The organism is Ochrobactrum sp. 19YEA23 (assembly GCF_029909865.1).
GTDB lineage: Bacteria > Pseudomonadota > Alphaproteobacteria > Rhizobiales > Rhizobiaceae > Brucella > Brucella gambitense.
The window spans coordinates 161,223-178,800 of sequence record NZ_JASAMQ010000001.1 but is presented as its reverse complement, the minus strand read 5'-3'; the positions used below and the strand labels follow the sequence as shown (position 1 = coordinate 178,800).

The following is a 17,578-nucleotide window of genomic DNA, read 5'->3' as shown; positions in this document are numbered from 1 at the left end:
AATGGGGTTTCAATTTGCTCACATTGAAACCTATTCTCGATCTGGTGGCCGTAGCGGAAAGCTAAATATAACGGAAATTATCTCCGAAGCACGACGGTCACCGGACGCCTGTCTTCACGTCGAAAATCCCAAAAGTCCCGTCCCTGTATATGGCTGCGATTTCGATGAACTGATGAGCCGTCACGATACGTTGATTGAACAGGCACATGAGACGCTGGCGAATGGCAAGACGCGGGCCGTGCGCAAAGACACTTGCTCACTGTTCACTTGCGTGTTGTCGCATCCGGCAACACCGGATGAATGTCGCAACGATCAAGACGTCAAGGCAAGCGTGGAAGCGTGGGCGAGGGATTCGGTGAAATGGCTTCGCCGTGATCTCGAAGCCCGGGGCGGTACATTAGAATCAGTCATCATGCATATAGATGAGGCGCATGTTCACCTTCATGCCTATGGTTTGCATCCTTCGGGCCACGCTGATCGCCTGCACCCCGGCAAAGTAGCTAAAAAACAAGCCGTGGAATTTGCCATTGAGAGCGGTCAAGAAAAGAAAGCTGCTAATGCCGTCGGAGACAAAGTTTATGTCGAAGCAATGCGCGACTGGCAGAATTCATATTCTACCGACGTTGGTTTGTCGCACGGTCTGACTCGCCTTGGTCCGGCGCGACGTCGTCTTTCTCGCGCAGAATGGATGGCAGAAAAGGCTGCTGCGAAAAGCGTACAGCAAGCAAAAACAATGGTGGCTACAGCGATGCATGCCGCGCAAGTAGCCGACGATAATCGTAAGCAGTTCGAAAAGGTAGCTCAAAAAACCGTTGCCAACGCCGAGCAGCAGGCAAAAACCATTGTGCAGGATGCTCTGATTGAATCCGATAGACTTGTTGCAAGTGCCGACGCCGACGTGCGGAAAGTCCGTTCTATTGCCAGTAAGCTAAGGAGTTTTTGGGACGCGCTACGCATATCAGCACTTCGCAAGGTCCTTTGGAAAGAAGTGCAGCCACTTATTAATCGCGAGCGCGAACTCGTAGCACATATCCAGGGAAGTTTGCAGAAGGAAATTCGCCGCCGCATGGCTGCGGAAACAAAGCTTTCCAACGCTAACCAGTCAATGCAGGCCGCGATCAGTGAACGTGATCAATTACGACGTCAACGTGATCGGCTACTCAATCCTGATGGGGAGCGCTTTGAGCCAAATGGCCCGAAAATTCGATGACCTGAATATCACGCGGCATTAATCTTGGCGTTCTTTGCCCTGTTTCTGTGCGTTAGGATGTTGACGGACTGCAAAAATCGCCCAAAAATCTGCCGCCGGTGACTTTCAGGCGCATAATTCTCCCGATTGCTGAAACTTGGGAGATAGCTATGGAAAGCAGAAAACGACGTCAAAAGAATTGTGCTGAAATTGCTCTGGCTCGGGCGCGCCAAGCGCGACACCTGAAAATGCATCCTATTTGGGTCGGTTGGGTGTTTCTCATGGCGCTGCTTTCAATCCGTTCGCCCATCACATTGCCAGCCGTACCACGCCGTGAGATTGCTGGTGATGATTGGCCGATATCAGATTATGAGCGTGGGTTTTCCACGTCTCCGAAACCTCGTCATGGGCGCTATAGCAAGCAGCCGACGTTGAAACGGCTTATGAGGGACCTTAGACGACCCGCTGCTCGCGAAGATGCAATGCAATTCTTGCTGTCGCGTATTGATGCGGTCGCGTTGCGCGGTTGGGTCATTGAACAAATCCGAGAAGACCACATTAATCGCCTTGCAGTTCATGTCCGTCCTGGTTTACAGGACGCTGACGTGCTCAAGTCTTGGCAAGCCGAACTGGAAGCGGAAAATGCCGAGGCCGATGAAGCTATGAGCGAAGCAGCCACACAAGCTGAACTGATGCGAAAATTAACGGGGCTTGTCACATCAATCCCGCCCGCCAAATCACGGACTAAGGTTTAGTCCCGTTCGGCTTAAAGGCATTATCGTATCTTCGCCTGCATCTGCTGCCGAACATCCTTTCCGTCGATCTGTTTCTCCGCCATGAGAAACAGCCCTTTGCCGTCACTGGCCTTTTCCCACAGCGCGCCAATGGCTCGCTTCTCGTCGGTATTAGCGGCATCGGTAAGATGGGCACCCTTATATTCCACCATCAGAATACGACCATCATTCAATTCGGCCACGAAGTCGGGATAGAATTTTCCCGATGCGACCGGTAGCCAGAAAGCATTCGGGTGGCGCGCCACGTTGCGAAGCCAGTGCTTCACGTCGGGCAGACTATCGAGCATCTTGGCGCAAGCCAGCTCTTCACCGTCTTCAGCACCATCAAAGGCTGCCACCTGATCCCATCCAGTGAAGTGCTTGGAAAAACGATAAGAACCGCGATAGGTCCGCACGTCTGCAAACATACCTTCCTTGAAAACAAATCCGTTATCGAATGAGATTTCCGGCTTCGCTTCAGGAGCGAATAATGAGTGCTGATAAACACCTTCACGTTCCTTGGCGCGAATCTCGGCAATTCGTTCCTTGACCTTGCGGGCCAGCGGATATTTGCATTGCATAAGAGCCGACAATGCAATGTTGCGCGGCCCAACCAGATAATTCACCAGGTCGGTCAACCAGCGGACCAGTTCACCTTGGCCGATAAATTTGTCACGAACCTGCCGATCAAGGAAAAGCACCAGCGTCTGCTCGCGCCAGCCTTCATCTGGGATGTTAAGCAGCAATTGTGAACTCTGGTCGGCGTGTTTTACAAACAAGCGTTGCTGATCAATGTCGATTTCGAACGTGTCGGCTGTTTCCTGAACGGAAAAATCATTTGCCTCTAGCTTTGCTGAATGATTGGCGAGCGACCAATCATGATATTCCATAAGAATATCTGTATCAGCGAATTCAATTTCCCCTTGAACCCACACCATCAGGGCAGGAACGGTGAAGATTTCGCCGCGCTCTGCTGGCGAAGCGAGATGCTTATGCTCCGCTTCATAGCTTTCAACCTGCTCGCGGAAACCGCCTGCCTCGGCGACGGGGAGGGCGGCAATCAGCTTGTCCTTTTCCGCGACACTTAAAAAGCCTGTAATCTTGACCTGTGCCTTACCGTCTGCGCCGGACGTCACGCGGATCTTGGTAGGGGCGACTGCTTCCAGTTCTTTCACCGAATTGGCTGCGGCTTCCAACGAAATAGTGTGGCTCGGTTTTGGTCTCGCTACATGGCCGAACAGTCCTTCATTCAGGTCAAGCTGTTCAGGCAATATATTGTCTTCGGCTTCGCTTTCCTCAAAGCCCATGGAAACGAGCCGATCCCGTAATGCATAAGCTGCTTCGGAAAAGGATTTAGACGTTAGATTTGCATAAGCCCGATTGAGTGAGAGGATTGAACGCTTCTTCGCATAGGGCATCCGTAAAACGCGCCCCAGAAGCTGCTCGGCATCGGTTGCGCTATGAATATTGGCGACGGAGCAAAACACATAAGCAAAAGAGCAATCCCAGCCTTCTTTCAAGGCTTCAACGGTGATGACGAAATCAACTTCACATGCGGGGTCGAACAGATTTATCCCATCAAGATCGCGCTGATCGCCCGTGGCAACAGCGATGCGCTGCGGGTCAATCCCTTCGACATCAATGAGGTGCTGCTTAAGAACGCTGACATTGACCTCCTCATCCTTGTTCTGCGCCTGAAAAAGAACGATAGGACGGATATAGTCGCGTTCACGGCTTGCATCTTCGGCCAATTCGGCCCGTTTGGAAATTGCACCCGTTACGGCAGCCTGCCAGGTTTGGTGTTCGGACAGCACGACGGGTAGCTTTATCATTTCCTCGTCTTTCAGCTCCTGCGCTGTAACTGAATAGAGGATATTCGATTTCGGCTGCGGAGTTGCCGTGAATTCGATGATTGCCGTGGGATTGACGCGGCTCTGCATCTCGCGTGAAAGCCCGGTGACAGCTTTGTGCGCTTCGTCCACAATCATCAGCGGATTGTGCAAGTGTAGCAGATTGGCGAATGAAAATTTGATTGTTCCGGCACCCGGACGGCCTTCTTCAATCGTCTCAAGCCCCGGCATTTTTTCGGGGATGCCTGTGAAATGCGGTTCCAGCATTTCATGGTGCGCATAGACCTTGCGGCCTTCCGTGTCTTTGACCCGTAGCGTCTGAATGGTCGCGACAACAACGCAACAATTGGAACGAAGGTCATGCGGTGGGACTTGTGTAAAATCACCAATATCAAAAACGCGGACCCGACCTGCAAAAGCCTCATCCAGCGTAGCACGATAAGGATGGCGTGGATTCTTCAGTGCATCCACTGTCTGCTTGCGAATAGTGGTTGTTGGAACCAGCCATAAAACCAGCGGAAAATCGCGCTCGATCCATGCTTTTTTGGCAATATTCACAGCATGAGCCGCGAGCACCGTTTTTCCTCCGCCCGTGGGCAGGCGTAGACAGACATAGGGCGTGTCATCCAACCCGTTCAGCGCCTTGTAAGAACTTGCAAAGCCTTTGAGGCGTTTGGCCATTGCTGGTTCAGCAACGATTTCTTCATAAGCGGCACGCGGTCCTTTTATGCGAGCCTGTTCGAGAAAAGAGCGTAGCGTGCCAAGCGTTTCTTTCTGGTATGTTTTAAGTTCCATTACGCCTGCACCTTCACATCATAAGGTGTCTGTTTGAAGGTGATCTGTTCCCGCAACAACGAGGATTCGGACAAAGCCGAGCGCTCTCCATAAATTGTGAGGGGATCAGAAAAGCCGTCTGGCAAGGCGTCGCGAATGACGCTCAACGTCGTGCGTGTGAGCACATTGCCACCACTGGCGGATTTATCACCAAGGATGCCATTATAAAGTAGCGCATAAGCACGACCGTCGTGTATGCCAAGTACGGGAGATAAATTGGCGGGCTTCGACCATGGCGTGCGTGTTTCCGAAAACCACACATGCGTTGCCAATACCGGAAACTTGATGTCGGGTCTGATTTGACCCGTTTCATCGAATACGGTTTCTCCAAGACGATAGAAACGGAAGCCGCCACCACCTTGCCAGTTGACCGATTGCGATATGCCACCTTGCTCGCCGTCTACAACTTTCTTGAGGCGAGGCTGGCAATGGGTTTCTGCATGCTCGCCCATTTCAATGCCAATATAACGCCGCCCCATCTTATGTGCGACAGCAGCAGTAGTGCCAGAACCAAGGAAGCTATCTAAAACAAGATCGTCGGGATTAGTGGCGATGTGCAGAATGCGTTCGATTAGGCGTTCCGGTTTAGGCGTTCCGAAAGCATCGTCAGCGCCAAAGAGAACATAGTTTTCTTTTTTGCCTTCTTGTGAATGCCCCGCATCGGTGTGCTGCCACCAAGTCCAAGGAACCATGCCGGGCATTTCTTCTAAGAAACGTTTTACCGATGGCAAACCGTCTCCATCCGGCCCATAATACATTTGGTTATTTTCCGTAAATCGTTCAAAACCCTCTCTCGTTACACGCCAACAACGACCTCCAGGTGGAGTAACTACACGTCCAGAAGGTAGTGTGATTTCGTACATCTGATTGGGACGATACCCTGGCGCTGTGAAGTTGTCTGCTTTCCAAGGACCGCGCGGGTCCTTGTCGGGATTACGAAACTGCTTTGTTTGCGCTAACCCAAGAGGTATCAAGTTTCTTTTATTTTTAAAGTCTTTTGGATTTCTCGAATAACAGAAGATGTATTCGTGTGCATCGCTAATTGCGACTCGTGCATCAGGTGCATATCGCTTTTGCCAAATGTTCGTAGCAATAAAGGATGAACGCCCAAAAATCTCATCAAGCATCACCTTCATGTAGTGTGCTTCATCGTCGTCAATGCTAATCCAAACTGAGCCGTCTTCCGACAGCAATTCGCGCAACAATTCCAGTCTTGGCCACATCATTGCCAGCCATTTGGAATGCTCTAAATTATCGTCATAATGCTCAAATGCAGAACCCGTATTATACGGAGGGTCGATATAGATGCATTTCACCTGCCCGGCATAGAATGGGAGCAACGCTTTCAAGGCATCGAGATTGTCGCCGTGAATGAGCATATTTCCAGCATCGCGGTCGCCATACCCCAGTGCAGGCACCTCTTCCAAAAGACGATATGGAACCCTGTCCACCGCATTCACGTCATCGTCTCGTGTCAACCATCGCAATGTCGGCATTTAATGTATAGCGCCCCTAAAACTCAAATTTGAGCCATTGATAACTGATTTGGCGCGTGGGGCAAAGATTACCACAGTGCGAAATGGTAGGTTAAATTATGGATGAGGAAAGGTTATGGTCACGCTGGATCGAAGGGGTATGTCTCTACTCTCGGTAAGTTTCTGATCCCGTTTTCACGTCACTGAACTTTCTGTCAGCGAGTTCAGAGTAGCCCGCTTGCCACTGTAGCTGGCTCCGTCTCAATCTCTGAACGTAAATCGCATAAAGCTAGGTTGACCAGAATTCATTTCAAATCTAGAAACGATATGCTCGCGGATAGATTTTTCTGTCGTGTTTCGCGACGGTTGAATGGACTATTAGGTTCAATGCTACTCCACAGTGTGAACCGTTATGTGAATATCCGATACTACACTACAACCGCCAACGAGTATCCGCGAGCCGTGACATCAATTCTCACTCAATCAGCATCGGCATTACGAAATATAAAAACACTCGGACAACTAGCCGTTCTTCTTAAAGAGCAGCCTAAAGTATTGAGTTACTGGCTCTACAAAGCCCCGCCGTCCGTCAAATACATTACATACACGTTACCAAAGAGAAATGGTGGTTTCCGAAGAATAACAGCGCCCCAAGATGGGCTAAAGAGAATTCAAGGAAAACTCGCTAATCTATTGTCCCAAATCTATAACGACCTAGAGCAGAAACGAATTGATAAAGATTTTAATGGTAGAGATCTTTCCGAATGTGTACTAGCGCATGGTTTTAAAAACAAGTACAATGTTTTCACCAATGCCAAAGTTCATGTGGGTAAACGGTTTGTTTTCAATACTGATCTCGAAGAATTCTTTCCTTCGATTACATTTGGCCGTGTCCGTGGGTTCTTCATCACAGATAATAATTTTAAGCTTGAGCCGGTAATCGCCACCATCATTGCGCAGTTGGCATGTCACAAAAATGAGCTTCCACAAGGTGCTCCGTGCTCTCCAATTATATCAAATTTTATAGCGCATATGTTGGACATCAAGCTCAACAAAATGGCGAAAAAGGGGAACTGTAGCTATACCAGGTACGCGGACGACATAACGTTTTCGACTAATGAAAGGGAGTTTCCGCACGCAATAGCAAGACTTGTGGCTGGCACAAGAGATCGCTGGGTGACGGGAGACGGGTTACTGGCCCGTGTATATGCGAGTGGCTTTCGCATAAACCATGACAAGAGTCGGATGCAACTACCCTATTCTCGCCAAGAAACGACGGGCCTAACAGTAAATCAAAAGGTAAACGTATCGATCAAGTATTACAAAACTGCACGTAGCCAGTGTCAGCACTTGTTTAGCAATGGTTATTGCTTCGAGTTGGTCAAAGGACAATGGATGGATTTATCGCCCCGTACGCTGCAGGGACGCATGGATTTCATTCACTATATCCGCCGTGCCAGATTAGGGGTAAGTCTAGATCGGGTATCCAAGAAGAAACTACCACTAGCCTTTAGAGAGCGCGAGCAAAAATTTTGTGAGCAACAGAAGTCTTTCAGTAACGTTTATAGAAACTTACTGAACTACAATAGTTTCCATGGAATGAAAAATCCGACCATAGTATGTGAAGGCATTACAGACGGCCTTTATATAAATGCTGCAATCAAGACGATTGGATCTACCTTTCCCAGCCTTTATGATCCAGGGGAAGATTGCGCGCTTTTGAGTTTTTACAAGCACACAGATAAACGGAAGTTCTATCAAATTGGGGAAGGGGCGACACAACTCATACCATTTATAAGAGATTATACTGAAATAATGAGTCCCTTTACGACGACACCAAGAAATCCCGTTATAATAATTTTGGATCAAGATGAAGAAGGACTTAAGGTGTTTAATACGGCATGTGCTCGCTGGAAAAAGGATAAGAATAACACATCTGGCTTCACTCATCTCGTCTCAAATTTGTACATAATGCTAATTCCTCTGAAAGAAGGGAAGGCTGATACGTGTATTGAGGATCTGTTTGATCAAAATTGGCTTGCAAGTGAAACGTTAAATGGAAAGACTTTTTCCAAGAACAACAACTATAATCCAGCAACAAACTTTGGTAAGTTTGAGTTGGCAGGTAAGGTTATTAGGCCAAAAAGAACCGAAATCGACTGGTCTGGCTTTGTTCCTATACTGGACAATATTTCGAGCGCGATTGATCATTTTAACGTACATAAGTCTACTTAATGAAACAATTGGCTCGCTGGATGATGGCTATTGGAGCAGTTGCCCAATCCGCCTGAACCATCCTTCTACTTCTTGATGTGGGTCGCGCTCTCGGATTCTGGCTGCAGTCATTTTAGTATAGGCCTTCACAAGATAGGCTTTTGCAGTAGTGTCCTTCATAATACCGTCGAACCCCCGATGCGCGGAGTAAACATTGGCGAAGGCCTTCGGCACGGCTGGACGGCCCTCCTCGGGATGATCCACCACGTCTACGACGACACCGAACTCTTCAAAAATGGCATCTGGATGCAAATAGCATTCGATCTCGTGCTTCAACGTTAAGCCTGCCCATGACCCCAAAGCGTCCTCACGGGCATTTATCTGCTCGACCGCCTCACCATATTTTGGAACATCACTGTCGTAGATATGGATTTCAGGGCAACGAAGATCCTTCAAATAATGCTCCGCAACCCAATGTTTTAAAGTTGAACCGCCTGACACGATAAATGCGCACCTGAAATCGTTCAAAAGGCTGGGGATACTCTCGTCTTCCTCGTGCAGCGCATGACTGAGGTAACGTAAAGCTTCTACATCCGTTGGACCTTCCACACATATGAGAACCTTCACTCTACTATCGGGTGTAAGCCCAAGCACCTCCGCAACTCGCCCGAAAACATCTACTCCTTTCTCGATGGTCGGCATGTTCGGTGGACCCTCGCTAGAGATAAATCGAATACTTTCAATTGGAAGTTCCGAGGCTAATCCCGGACTATGAGTGGTCATGATTATCTGACAGTTGGGCGTATTTGCGATGTCCTTAAAGGCTTGAATTAAGATTCGTTGGTTCGCAGGGTGTTGCGATGTTTCCGGCTCTTCAATCGCATATATGATGTTGGCTTTGTTGGATTTGGTCAATTTTCGTTCGGCCTCAGCTTTGAAAAAGCTGACAAGTATTAGCCGTCGCACTCCGCTACCGCGCTTATTGAGCGGAATGGCGTCATCCGTATCCATCCCCAATGAAAACAATCCTGTCCATTTGGCTACCGTAGGTGGCGTAAATTTCGGGGCCAAGCTCTTTGCCAATCGGGAATCAATCGTCTTTAGAGCTTCATGGGTGAGGCGGGCGATTTCCTCCGATTTTTCTCTTACCTTTGCCTGAATACTCTCAATTTCGTCTTGCACCTCCGCAATTGCAGTAGCTATTGCGCCTTTCAACGGGTTCTGGACTTCTCCATCCGAATCCTTGCTCGCTCGATCACTCTGAAACAATGCAAACATGGGGAGATGCAATTCGATTTGCTCCCAAATCTGTTTGCTATCCTCTTTGGGCTTGGACACAGGGATCGCCACTTCAGCACATGCGAGTTCTCCGGCGTGATCCCAGAGTGCTTTTCTCATGCCCGGATTGCCCTTAAGCTTGACGTCAATTCCATGCTCTTTAACGAGGCCTTGAAGTTCTTTCTCTTTCAATTCGAGTAGGTTTTCGACACCCTTTGCCGTAGGGTGCTTTGCTAAAATAAATGTTTCGACAGAGGGCGCTTTCTTGCTGCAGTCATACACACGTTGAATCAACAGTGTTTTATCCTCTGAGAGAAGATATTCATCGGCCAATGTTGTAGGTGCGCCGGAGTCTAGAACTATTTGAATCGGAAGGTCAGAAAACTCCGCCGTTATTTTCACAGCGGTCTCCTTTGAAAATACATTGCAATCCGACTGCTCTATTTTTACCAATTCGTTATTAAAAAATATCTCCAATGCTTCCAGTACGGTAGATTTACCAACGTCATTTCTACCAATGATGGTAGTTATATTGCCAAAATCTATCCGTGTCGGTTCTTTGTACGCCCGAAAATTTTCTATAGTGACTGCCAATAACTTCATTTTTTGCCCCCCATGTGTACCCGCTTGAAGCTCAGCTGATTCTCAAGCCGATGGCAATGTATTGGATCTAGAGAACGGTGTTTGTTCGCGATTTTGATCGGATTTGCGCTTCGGTATTTTGGTAACTGGCTCCGGTGGATCGGGCAAACGGGAAAGCTGTCGGCGGTTGTGGAAATTTGATTTTCGGACGTCGCGAGCGAATAGTTTTGTCATAGACTTATCTATGACAAAGAAAGTGGGGAAGTGTGCGAGTAATTGATTTATTTTGTGGTGCGGGCGGGATGTCCCTCGGTCTTAAAAATGCGGGATTCGAGATAATGCAGGCGTATGATTTTTGGGTGCCTGCGGTTTCGACGTATCGGGAAAATATCGGTCACCACGTCTGGAAGCACGATCTCAAGGACATTCTCGGCGTTGGAGCTATGATCTCACAACTGAAGCCGGACATGATCGCCGGAGGGCCACCCTGTCAAGACTACAGTATCGCGGGTGAAATGCGTGAAGGAGAAAACGCAGGCATGACGAAAGCTTTTGCCATGCTCGTCGCCGTTGCTAGGCCCACATGGTTTTTGATGGAAAATGTCGAGCAAGCCCGCAAATCCAAAGCTTGGGCTGAAGCACGAGAAATACTAGTGCGGGCGGGCTACGGCCTGACGATACGCAAGCTTGATGCGTCATATTACGGTGTCGCACAGTCTCGCAAGCGCCTCTTTGTCATTGGCAGGCTTGGCGAGCGCGACGGATTTTTGAATTCGGCGCTTATGTCTGCTCGATCTGACAAGCAAACGGTGCTTGGTGACGTTTGGGGAGAGGATTGCCCGCCGATATTTTTGTATCCGAGATTTAGGCTGAACAAGGCCGTCTGGAGTTCCCATGAGGCCGCGCCAACGATAATTGCTTCCTCGCTACGGCCGATTCCTGATGGCCGCGAGGTGCCGGAAGGCACTATTGTCCCGACAATCCAGCAAATGGGCCAATTACAGGGATTTCCTGCGGATTGGTCTTGGATGGGGCGGTCGAAACACGAGCGTATGAAACTTATTGCAAATGCTGTGCCTGTATCGCTTGCGGAAGCGATTGGTAAGGCTATCCTCGACCGAGAAACTGGCGAGAGCATTCCAGCAATACAGGGCAATTTTGTTGGTTGGCTTATGCGGCGTGGCCAGTCAAATGCGGTTGCTCGGAATGCCAAGGCTCATTTTGTGAAAGCGCGGAAGTTGTTGGGGGGACGAACTTTTCGGGATGTGCGGCTAGAAATTCTGGCGCTGGAAGAACTGCCGGAATTTGATGTGCTAGACCGGAAAGTGAAGTCCAATATCCGGGCTGCCGTACGCCTCTATGCCGAATATCTAGAAATCGGTATATTACGAGTGAAGGCCGAAAAGCTAAAAATGGCGGCTTAATTCGAATTTTTCGGGCGATCTAGCGAAAATTGGAGGCTCTAGAAGTATTTGAGTTCGCGAAGTTTTCATGCCTGTTTTAAGTGTTTCAGCTTTATGCCGAAGGCACGCTTGCGCCAGTCCATTAGCGAGAAAGACGACTAAACTACAAGGCAAAAGAACGGTGCTTCTAGGTGTAGCGTCTAATTCTTTGAGGGTTTAATGCCTCGTTTCTCGCGTAAATTCAGCGGCTTTTCACCTGAATCAGATGCTCTAAGTTGGTCCTGAAGTGGTCCTGCGTGACATGATGGGAGTATCATCTAAATCCGAAGATCTAAAAAACTGTTTGTTTTCAAGCATTTCGGTGGTGATCCCGACTGGATTCGAACCAGTGGCCTACAGATTAGGAATCTGTCGCTCTATCCTACTGAGCTACGGGACCGACCGTTAAACCATCCGCTTTTGCCAGCGATGCCAGCATGTTCGGATGTTTCCGACACATACTGGGTTTCATGGCGGTAGCCAACCCCGCAAAAAGCGGGGTAGGCGGATTTTCTTGGGTGCCGGTGGAGATCAGGCGGCGAGCGCTGTTTCGGCTACGGCTACGAAATAGCTGACACCATAGGGAATGGCGTCGTCGTTGAAATCATAGGCCGGATGATGCAGGCCCGGCGTATCGCCATTGCCGATGAAGATATAGGCGCCGGGGCGGGCCTCCAGCATGTAGGAAAAATCCTCCGCCGCCATCATCGGCTCGACATTGCCATTGACCTTGCCTTCGCCTGCAACGCCGGTGGCGATGCGCTCTGCGAATTCCGTCTGCGCATCATGGTTGAAGGTCACCGGATAGTTGTTCTTGTAGCGCACGGTAATCTCTGCGCCGGTGACGGTGGCGATGCCCGCTGCCACTTCGCGAATGCGGCGTTCAGCGAAAGCGCGCGTTTCCTTTTGCAGCGTGCGGACGGTGCCCGATAGCGTGGCCTTTTCCGGGATCACATTATAAGCTTCGCCTGCGATGAACTTCGTGACCGAGATGACGAGCGAATCCAGTGGATCGGTATTGCGCGAGACGATGCCCTGCAAAGCCACCATCAACTGCGAACCGGCCAGAATTGGATCGATGGTGCGGTGCGGCTGCGCTGCATGACCGCCCCGTCCGCTGACGAAGAGATCGAATTCGTCCGTCGCAGCCATGATCGGTCCCTTGCACATGGCAAACTGGCCGACCGGCAGACCCGGCATATTATGCACGCCATAGACTTCCGAAATGCCGAAGCGATCCATGACACCGTCCTCGACCATGGCAAGGCCGCCAGCGCCGCCTTCTTCGGCGGGCTGGAAGAGCAGCGCGACCGAACCGCGGAAATTGCGGGTTTCGCTCAGATATTGCGCAGCGCCCAGCAGCATGGAGGTGTGCCCGTCATGGCCGCAGGAATGCGCCTTGCCGGGGTTGCGCGACGCCCATTCGACACCGCTTGTTTCGGTGATTGGTAGTGCGTCCATGTCGGCGCGCAGGCCGATTGCCGGGCCGTCGCCGTGGCGGCCCTTGATGATGCCGACCACGCCGGAGCGTCCGACACCGGTTTCAACATGGTCGCAGCCGAAGGCTTTCAGCTTTTCCGCGACGAATTTCGCGGTGTCGTGCACATCGTAGAGCAGTTCAGGATTCTGGTGTAGCTGACGTCGCCAGGCGGCGATTTCCGCCTGCGTTTCTACGGCACGATTAAGCACTGGCATTTCGGAGAGGCTCCCGTATTGGGTCTATATGGGCTTGGGCCAACATGGCCCAATGTGGCATGGTTGGGTGTGATTTGAAGGAAACAGGATATGACGTTTCGGTGAAATCCGGCAATCCCTGTTTGCCTTTTCCTCGCCACATGGCATAGATAAGAGCAACGCAAATCCTCCTTATATGACCGAAAGTGTCGTGTGTCGTCCTGATGGCGATTTGGAACCATGGAATTGGACCGTGCAAACGGAGACCCGCAGAAATTGCGGGCCATTATTGATTGGAACTGCGCAATGTTGTCGAAGTCGTTGAAAATCCTGTTTGCTGCCGCAGCAATGACTGGCACGGCGATGGGAGCGGCACTGGCCAATCCGTCAATCGCTGTCGATGTGGCAACCGGCAAGGTTTATGCCCAGCAGGACGCGTTCCAGCGCTGGTATCCGGCTTCGCTCACCAAGCTGATGACAACCTATGTCACGTTTCGCGCGCTTCAGTCCGGTCGTATGACACTTGAATCTCCGGTACCGATGACGGTTCGCGCCGCCAAGGAGCCACCGAGCAAGATGGGCTATAAGCCGGGCTCCGTGATGACGCTCGATACTGCGCTCAAGATCATGCTCGTCAAATCCGCCAATGACGTCGCCGTCGCCGTGGGCGAAGCTGTCGGCGGCAGCGAGGCGGGTTTCGTACAGCTCATGAACGCGGAAGCGCAGCGTCTCGGTATGGTCGGATCGCATTTCGCCAACCCGAACGGCCTTCACGATCCGAACAATTATACGACCGCGCGCGATCTGGCGGTTCTCGCCGTGCAGCTGCGTCGCGAATTCCCGCAATATGCGCATTATTTCTCGACCGAGGCCATCGATCCGGGCGCGGGCAAAAAAGTTCAGGCCAATTACAACATTCTGCTGGGCCGCTACGACGGCGCTGATGGCATGAAAACCGGTTTCGTCTGCGCTTCGGGCTTCAATCTGGCCGGTTCTGCCACCCGTAACGGTCGCACGGTTCTCGCCATCGTTCTCGGCGCGGATCGTCAGGAAGCACGCGCGGTGCAGGCTGCGCAAATGATGACCGACGCTTTCCGTGACAACACATCCGGCGGTGCAACGCTTGCAACGCTGCGGCCAACCGCAGGCGGCAATCTCAATGAGGCTGTCGATATGCGCAAGGCGATCTGCAGCCAGCAGGCCATGGCTGACCGTTGGGACGGTCGCGATGTCGAAGGCAAGCTGAAGATCAATTCGCCCTATATTCACGCCATGGATCACGATCCGGTCGCCGTGCAGGTCGGGCTTGTTTCCGAACCGGGCCCGGTCACCAAGCCGAGCCAGCTCCACATCTCGCAGGTGCCTGTGCCGATGCCGCGCCCGCAGCGTGCAGCGGGTGTGAAAACAACCGCGATCAACTGATCCATCACGATACTGGGCTGGTATAGTCAGCCCAACCCGTCGTGTCCTTAAAGTGTCGCGCCCTCAAAGTGTGAAGTGTTTGCCATGCCAAATCCTATTCCCGTCTCCGTGTTGACCGGCTTTTTGGGCTCGGGAAAGACCACGCTGCTCAACCGGCTTCTGAAGGATCCGGCCTTGAGCGACACCGCCGTGATCATCAATGAATTCGGTGAGGTGGGCATTGATCATCTGCTGGTCGAACAAGCCAGTGAGGGTGTTATCGAGCTGTCCGACGGTTGCCTTTGCTGCACGGTGCGCGGTGAACTGGTGGATACGCTGGCCGATCTGATCGACCGCCTGCAGACCGGGCGCATCAAGGCGCTGAAGCGGGTCATCATCGAAACGACCGGCCTTGCCGATCCAGCACCGGTCCTGCATTCGATCATGGGGCATCCCGTGCTAATGCAGGCTTTCCGTCTCGATGGCGTGCTGACAACCGTCGATGCCGTCAACGGTATGTCGACGCTCGACAATCATGAGGAAGCGGTCAAGCAGGCGGCGATGGCCGACAGGATCATCCTGACCAAGTCGGATTTGCCCGAAGCGCAAGCGGGCTTGGCGGCGCTGAAAGCACGTCTCAGAACGCTCAATCCGGGTGCCGAAATTCTGACGGCAGGCGATGAGCGCACCGGCTTTGCCGCTTTGTTTGAGTGCGGATTATATAATCCAGAGACCAAAACGGCGGATGTACAGCGCTGGCTCAAGGCGGAAGCCTATGAGGATGATGACCACCATCATCACGATCACGATCATGGCCATCATCACGGGCATGACCATGTGTGCGGGCCGGATTGCGATCATGATCATGGCCACAGCCATGGACACCGCCACCATCATCATGCGCATCATCACCACCATGACGATGCCATCCGCTCGTTTTCGTTGCGGCACGATGCGCCTATTCCGCTTTCGACTTTCGATATGTTCCTCGATCTCTTGCGTTCAACGCATGGCGAGAAGCTGTTGCGCGTCAAGGGCATTGTGCAGATCGCTGAAGACCCGGAACGTCCTGTCGTGATCCATGGCGTGCAGAAGATTTTCCACCCGCCAGCGCGTCTGCCGAAATGGCCACAGAACGAAAAACAGACGCTTCTGGTCATGATCGTGAAGGACCTGCCGGAAAGCTATGTGCGGGAACTCTTCGACGCATTTCTGGGTCGTCCGAGCCTTGACCGGCCAGACCGGGCGGCGCTGATGGAAAATCCATTGGCAATCCCCGGATTCTCACCAAAGCATTGAGTTTTATTTTTTCCGGATCAGGAAACGCTGCACGGTTTCACTGCGCTCATGTTCAATGAGCGCATGGCCTTCTTGCGTGCAAAAATGCGGCAGGTCGATACCGGAAAGCGGGTCGGTCGCCTCCACCCAAAGCTGCGCGCCGCTCGCCATTTTTTCAAGGCGATGACGGGTCTTCAAAACCGGAAGGGGGCATTTCAGCCCCCTCAGGTCATAAACGGGAATCTGCGCCTCGGCTGAGGTCAGTTGCCGACGATCTTCCACCATGGCTTTTTCGCTTCCGGTGCAGCCACAGGTGCTGGCTGATCGATATTCTGGGCAACCGTGCTTCCGGTGGTGACCGGCGAAACGTCGGCAGGTATTGCCGCGTTCTGGGTCGGATTCTGCTGCGGCGTAGGCACCGAAGCGGTCCGGGTTGATTGCGCCGGAATGGCTGGAGCAGCAGTAGGAGCCGCGACTGGAGCAGTTGCGGTCGGTGCTGGCGTTGCCGCAATTGCAGTAGCCGTCGGCTGGGATAGAGCCGGCGTGACAGGACGAATATCCGGTGCGCCAGCCTTTTCAGCCGAAGTCGGCGTGAGCGAAGGCGGTTCACGCGTTACCTTTTCGCCGCGTGCGCGTGCAGCGCTCCAGGCCGAGACGAGCTTGGCTTCGGTCAAGCCCTGGATCGACGGAGCAGGGGCCTTCTGCGACGCGCTGAAGGCGCTTTGGAAGGTCTTTTCATACGACGTATAGGCCGTCGACATCGCATCGGTGTTGGCCGATGGCGGGCAGGCATCCGCTGCCGAAAGAGGCTGGCCGTCCGGCGACGCGACGTTGAAAACGTAGCGCTTTTCACAAACGTCTACCTTCGGCGGAACCTTGGTCACTTCGAAAGCGTCGTAACCCTGCTTCAGCATTTTCCAGAAGCCGTAATTCGGGTCGCTCTTGTAGCGGGCCATGTTGGCCGCAGTCATGCGGAAGGGAAAAGCTTGAATCTGGAAGTCGCGCTGACCGCCCTTGAAGGCGTCGCGTCCGAAAGCGTAGATTTCAGAAACACTCTCATCGGTCATCGAATAGCAGCCCGATGATGAGCAAGCGCCATGCACCATCAGGTTCTGGCCCGTGCGCCCGTTGGCGCGGTCATAGGCGTTGGGGAAACCGATGTTGAAGGCGAGATAATAATTGGATTTCGGGTTCATCTGCCCGGGATGGACGGTGTAGAAACCTTCCGGAGCCTGACGGTCACCCTCGATATATTTCGGTCCGAGCTTGCCCGACCATTTGCAGATCTCATAAGAAGCGATCTGGTCGTACTTGCCGTTATTCTTCTGTTTCCAGACTTCGAGAACGCCTTCTTCCTTGAAGATGCGCACGGTGATTGGCGAGGTGCGGGTCATGCCCTTCGCCTTCATCTTGGTCACGATCTTTTCGGGAAGCGGCTTTTCAGCGCGCAAGCTCAGGTCGGATACGGACGAGCCCTGACATCCCGCGAGAAGCGCGGTTGCCATGACGGTTCCAAGTATTGCGGTTCTGATCTTCATATCGCATCGATTTTGTTAGAACGGTGCAAGAGACGATTTCCTGCTCGGAT

Annotated in this window: 12 protein-coding genes and 1 tRNA gene; 6 read left to right on the top strand and 7 right to left on the bottom strand. The window is 51.9% G+C overall.

Translation table 11 applies throughout. The features are described 5' to 3' along the window. The first annotated feature begins 1 nt into the window (after position 1). Complete coding sequence (locus tag QBD01_RS00795; protein WP_280991233.1) at positions 2 to 1,210, top strand: hypothetical protein; 1,209 nt, start codon at positions 2 to 4, stop codon at positions 1,208 to 1,210. A gap of 149 nt (positions 1,211 to 1,359) precedes the next feature. Continuing rightward, on the top strand, positions 1,360 to 1,944 hold the full coding sequence (locus QBD01_RS00790) for a hypothetical protein (RefSeq protein ID WP_280991232.1): 585 nt from the start codon (positions 1,360 to 1,362) through the stop codon (positions 1,942 to 1,944). Between the two features lie 20 nt (positions 1,945 to 1,964). On the opposite strand, the gene QBD01_RS00785 is transcribed toward QBD01_RS00790, so the two are convergent. Both QBD01_RS00785 and QBD01_RS00780 read right to left on the bottom strand, forming a co-directional pair. Beyond that, positions 1,965 to 4,607 (bottom strand): DEAD/DEAH box helicase family protein, encoded by a 2,643-nt coding sequence (locus QBD01_RS00785; protein ID WP_280991231.1) that lies wholly within the window; start codon positions 4,605 to 4,607, stop codon positions 1,965 to 1,967. Then, positions 4,607 to 6,106 (bottom strand): site-specific DNA-methyltransferase, encoded by a 1,500-nt coding sequence (locus QBD01_RS00780; RefSeq protein ID WP_280991230.1) that lies wholly within the window; start codon positions 6,104 to 6,106, stop codon positions 4,607 to 4,609. The genes QBD01_RS00785 and QBD01_RS00780 overlap by 1 nt, the downstream gene beginning before the upstream one ends. Positions 6,107 to 6,583: 477 nt before the next feature. Here QBD01_RS00780 and QBD01_RS00775 point away from each other — a divergent pair, with 477 nt between their 5' ends. After that, a complete protein-coding gene (locus QBD01_RS00775) occupies positions 6,584 to 8,356 on the top strand; it encodes a retron Ec67 family RNA-directed DNA polymerase/endonuclease (RefSeq protein WP_280991229.1) in 1,773 nt (590 codons plus the stop codon). A gap of 27 nt (positions 8,357 to 8,383) precedes the next feature. Here the strand turns inward: QBD01_RS00775 and QBD01_RS00770 are convergent, their stop codons facing one another. Next, a complete protein-coding gene (locus QBD01_RS00770; protein ID WP_280991228.1) occupies positions 8,384 to 10,216 on the bottom strand; it encodes an ATP-binding protein in 1,833 nt (610 codons plus the stop codon). A 245-nt stretch (positions 10,217 to 10,461) separates the two neighbouring features. Here QBD01_RS00770 and QBD01_RS00765 point away from each other — a divergent pair, with 245 nt between their 5' ends. Continuing rightward, a complete protein-coding gene (locus QBD01_RS00765) occupies positions 10,462 to 11,619 on the top strand; it encodes a DNA (cytosine-5-)-methyltransferase (RefSeq protein ID WP_280991227.1) in 1,158 nt (385 codons plus the stop codon). 341 nt (positions 11,620 to 11,960) lie between these two features. Here the strand turns inward: QBD01_RS00765 and QBD01_RS00760 are convergent. Beyond that, positions 11,961 to 12,037: transfer RNA gene (locus tag QBD01_RS00760), tRNA-Arg, on the bottom strand. Between the two features lie 131 nt (positions 12,038 to 12,168). Beyond that, positions 12,169 to 13,332 carry a M20 aminoacylase family protein gene (locus QBD01_RS00755; RefSeq protein WP_280991226.1) on the bottom strand — a complete coding sequence of 388 codons (1,164 nt, stop codon included), beginning with the start codon at positions 13,330 to 13,332 and terminating at the stop codon, positions 12,169 to 12,171. Between the two features lie 285 nt (positions 13,333 to 13,617). Between QBD01_RS00755 and QBD01_RS00750 the strand changes: the two genes are divergently transcribed. After that, the gene (locus tag QBD01_RS00750) at positions 13,618 to 14,733 is read left to right on the top strand and encodes a D-alanyl-D-alanine carboxypeptidase family protein (RefSeq protein WP_280991225.1); all 1,116 of its coding nucleotides are present in this window, start codon (positions 13,618 to 13,620) and stop codon (positions 14,731 to 14,733) included. Between the two features lie 84 nt (positions 14,734 to 14,817). Then, a complete protein-coding gene (locus QBD01_RS00745; RefSeq protein WP_280991224.1) occupies positions 14,818 to 16,011 on the top strand; it encodes a GTP-binding protein in 1,194 nt (397 codons plus the stop codon). Positions 16,012 to 16,014: 3 nt separating this feature from the next. Here QBD01_RS00745 and QBD01_RS00740 read toward each other — a convergent pair whose 3' ends face one another. Together QBD01_RS00740 and QBD01_RS00735 are read right to left on the bottom strand one after the other, a co-directional pair. Continuing rightward, positions 16,015 to 16,272: a sulfurtransferase TusA family protein gene (locus tag QBD01_RS00740; RefSeq protein WP_280992076.1), complete on the bottom strand. Its 258-nt coding sequence runs from the start codon at positions 16,270 to 16,272 to the stop codon at positions 16,015 to 16,017. After that, a complete protein-coding gene (locus QBD01_RS00735) occupies positions 16,251 to 17,528 on the bottom strand; it encodes a murein L,D-transpeptidase family protein (protein WP_280991223.1) in 1,278 nt (425 codons plus the stop codon). The genes QBD01_RS00740 and QBD01_RS00735 overlap by 22 nt, the downstream gene beginning before the upstream one ends. Positions 17,529 to 17,578: the final 50 nt, after the last annotated feature.